The following is a 3,718-nucleotide window of genomic DNA, read 5'->3' on the forward strand; positions in this document are numbered from 1 at the left end:
CGGACCTCTTGGCGAACCTGCCGAACCTGCCCAACCTGCCGAAGTTCGGGCGAAAGAAGTAGCGGCAAGTTGGCGTGATCCCGGTCACGCCGCGATTGGCTTCTGCCCGATGTTGGTCAGGGAAGTCCCTGCAACCTTTGTGGCCGTGCGCGATCCCCGCCACTTTCAGAGTCATGGGCCGGGCCGGAGGCCCGCTGGCGCAGCCCTTCGGATCTAGTGTCGCCTTTCTGAAGTTGTGGGACGGCTGGCTTCGCGAGGATCTGTTCCTGGGTCATTGGTCCTTTTCGACAGCAAAAGATGCCGACTTCGCCGGGAAATTGGTCGACGTGCTGCTTGGTCGTAATCGGTTCGGATGGAGATTGGCGCGCGTCTGATGCGAGCATGGCGGGGTCGTTTCAGATCCGCCGTTCGGCGCAGAAGTTGTAGGGAGTCACATGGATTCGAGGCTGGAAGCAGTCCGGGACACCGTCTTGGCGCGGAACCCGGGCGAGCTGGAATTTCACCAAGCCGTCACCGAGGTCTTCGAAAGCCTTGGCCCGGTACATGACCGGCACCCGGAATTCCTCGAGGGCGCTGTCCTTGAGCGCCTGTGCGAACCGGAGCGCCAAATCATCTTCCGCGTCCCGTGGACCGACGACGCCGGACGTGTTCACGTCAACCGCGGTTTCCGCGTCGAGTTCAATTCAGCATTGGGCCCCTACAAGGGTGGACTGCGCTTCCACCCCTCGGTCTACCTGGGCATCGTCAAGTTCCTCGGCTTCGAGCAGATCTTCAAGAATGCCCTGACAGGCATGCCGATCGGTGGCGGCAAGGGCGGCTCGGATTTCGATCCCCGTGGCCGCTCCGATGCCGAAATCATGCGCTTTTGCCAGTCATTCATGACCGAGTTGTACCGCCACATCGGTGAATACACGGACGTTCCTGCCGGCGACATCGGTGTGGGAGGCCGCGAGATCGGCTACCTGTTCGGCCAGTACAAACGCATCACTAACCGCTATGAGTCGGGTGTGCTGACTGGCAAGGGAATGTCGTGGGGCGGCTCCCTGGTCCGTCCGGAAGCCACTGGTTTCGGCACGGTCATCTTTGCCCAGGAGATGCTCAAGACCCGGGGCCGGTCCTTCGATGGCCAACGCGTCGTGGTCTCCGGTTCGGGAAACGTGGCCATCTACGCCATCGCCAAAGCCCAGGCCCTTGGCGCCACCGTGGTGGCCTGTTCCGACTCCGCGGGCTATGTGGTTGACGAGGCCGGCATCGATGTCGCGCTGCTCCGCCAGATCAAGGAAGTCGAGCGGGGCCGCCTCACTGAATACGCGGAGCGACGCCGGGGCGCCAGTTATGTGGCCGGTGGCTCGGTCTGGGGTGTCAACGGTACCGTTGCCCTGCCGTGCGCGACTCAAAACGAGCTCGACGGCGACGCAGCGGCCAAGCTCGTCAGCAACGGCCTGCTGGCAGTCGCCGAAGGCGCCAACATGCCCTCCACCCGTGAAGCCGTTGCCGTTTTCCAGGACGCAGGCATCCTGTTTGCCCCGGGCAAGGCGGCCAACGCCGGTGGCGTAGCAACGTCGGCCTTGGAGATGCAGCAGAACGCCAGCCGCGATTCCTGGTCCTTCGAACACACGGAAGCCCGCCTGACGGAAATCATGGTGGGCATCCACGATCGCTGTGCCGCAACCGCGGAGGAATATGGCGCCCCGGGCAACTATGTCCTGGGTGCCAACATCGGCGGCTTCGTGAAGGTCGCCGACGCCATGCTGGCACAGGGCCTGATCTAGCGCGCCGCGCCCACCGAACCCACCCTGCCCACCCGCCCGACCTAGTGCTGCAGCAGACGCACGTGTCCGGGGTGAGTTCTGAAATCTTCGTCACTCCGAGCAGGGCCATGGTGCGGGCCATGTCCTTTTCCAGGATCTGGATGGTGCGGTCCACGCCTGCGCGCCCGCCTGCCATGAGCCCGTACAGGTAGGCGCGGCCGATCAACGTGAAGTCGGCACCGAGGGCCAGGGCCGCCACGATGTCGGCGCCGCTCATGATGCCCGTGTCCAGGATGACGGCCGCGTCGCTGTTGTCCGCCTTCAGCGCCGCGGAGACCTCCGGAACGAGGTGCAGCGGAATCGGTGCCCGGTCCAGTTGGCGGCCGCCGTGGTTGGAGATCACGACGCCGTCCGCGCCGTGGTCCACCACCTTGCGGGCATCGTCCACCGTCTGGATGCCCTTGACCACCAGCTTGCCCTTCCAGGTTTCGCGGAGCCAGTCGAGATCGTCGAAGGTCAGGGTGGGGTCGAACATGGAGTTGATGAGGTCGGCCACGGTTCCGGTGTAGCGGGAGAGCGAGGCGAAGGTTAGCGGCTCGTGCGTGAGGAAGTTGAACCACCATGCGGGCCTGTACGAAGCATCCAGGACGGTCTTTACGGTGAGCGCCGGCGGAATCGTCATGCCGTTGCGGACGTCCCGCAGCCGGGCACCGGCGACGGCGGTGTCCACCGTGACCATCAGGGTGTCGTTTCCGGCCTTGGCGGCGCGCTCGATCAATTCCAGGGAACGGTCGCGGTCCGTCCAGAGGTAGAGCTGAAACCAGTTGCGGCCCTTCGGAGCCGCCGCGGCCACGTCCTCGATGGAAGCCGTGCCCATCGTGGAGAGGGTGTACGGAATACCAGCCGCTTCGGCCGCCTGCGAGCCCGCATACTCGCCCTCCGACTGCATCATGCGGGTGAACCCAGTTGGCGCGATGCCGAACGGAAGCCGGGATTCCTTGCCCAGGATCCCGGTCCTGAGATCGATGTTGGAGACGTCGCGCAGGATCCCCGGCCGGAACTCGATGTCCTGGAAAGCCTGGCGGGCCCGGCGAAGGGTGATCTCCGCCTCCGCTGCACCGTCCGTGTAGTCGAACGGCGCCTGGGGAGTGCGCCGCTTGGCCATGTCCCGCAGTTCCCAAATGGTGGATGCGCGGCGCAGCTTCGCGGCGTTGCTGAACTCGGGCTTCTTGAACTTCATGAGCGGCGCCAGGTCTGAGTACTTGGGAACCCGCCGCTTGAGTGCAGCAGGACGCCCGACGGCGGAGGATACGTTCGCGGGCACCTCAAGGGAAGGGGCGTTGCTTGGCTGGACGGTCTGCGTCATGATGCTGTCTCCCGTGGACTTGTGTGGTTAGACCACACTCTATGCCATGTGGTCCAACCACATCAACTACTATTTATCCATGCGAACGCACGAGCTCGTCCTGAGTTGGATCGAAAAGCAATTGTCCGACGGGCATTTGGTGCTTGGTGGACGGCTCCCCGCCGAGCGGGCGCTGGCCGAACAGTTGGAAGTTTCACGGACCTCGGTCCGCGAAGCAATCCGGATCCTGGAAGCCATGGGCTTGGTGCGGGCGGGAGTCGGCTCCGGCAAGGACGCCGGGACGGTGGTTATCGCGGAACCGGCCACGGCACTCGGGTCAGCGCTCCGCCTCCACGTGGCCACACAGCATTTGCCCGTCGCCGACATCGTGGAAACACGGGTCCTGCTCGAATCATGGGCGGTGTCGCGCGCCAAGGCCGACGCCCCCGAACTCAACGAAGCAGCGAGGCTCCTGGACGAGATGGACCTGAGTGCCGCCGTCGACGACTTCCTCGCACTGGACGTCGCCTTCCACCTGGCGCTGGCGGAAGCCGCAGGAAATGCCGTGGTGAGCACCATCATGGGCTCGCTCCGTGAAGCGATCGAGGGGTACGCCGCGGCG

The 3,718-nt window shown here is 64.6% G+C and carries 2 protein-coding genes and 1 pseudogene; 2 read left to right on the forward strand and 1 reads right to left on the reverse strand.

Annotation, left to right across the window (positions count from 1 at the left end; genetic code table 11):
* Positions 1-434: 434 nt before the first annotated feature.
* On the forward strand, positions 435-1,772 hold the full coding sequence (gdhA, locus tag AHiyo1_RS18430; RefSeq protein ID WP_059389514.1) for an NADP-specific glutamate dehydrogenase: 1,338 nt from the start codon (positions 435-437) through the stop codon (positions 1,770-1,772).
* A gap of 121 nt (positions 1,773-1,893) precedes the next feature.
* Here the strand turns inward: gdhA and AHiyo1_RS18435 are convergent.
* Positions 1,894-3,117: pseudogene (locus AHiyo1_RS18435) on the reverse strand (alpha-hydroxy acid oxidase); the annotation flags it as partial.
* Positions 3,118-3,196: 79 nt separating this feature from the next.
* Between AHiyo1_RS18435 and AHiyo1_RS18440 the strand changes: the two are divergent.
* Positions 3,197-3,718: FadR/GntR family transcriptional regulator (locus AHiyo1_RS18440; RefSeq protein ID WP_059389515.1), on the forward strand; the 522-nt coding region annotated here is incomplete at its 3' end.

The sequence above is a fragment of the Arthrobacter sp. Hiyo1 genome (assembly GCF_001263615.2).
Classification (GTDB): domain Bacteria; phylum Actinomycetota; class Actinomycetes; order Actinomycetales; family Micrococcaceae; genus Arthrobacter.

Coding starts and splice junctions, on each gene's coding strand:
- gdhA (WP_059389514.1), top strand. CDS start 435: ATGGATTCGAGGCTGGAAGCAGTCCGGGACACCGTCTTGGCGCGGAAC.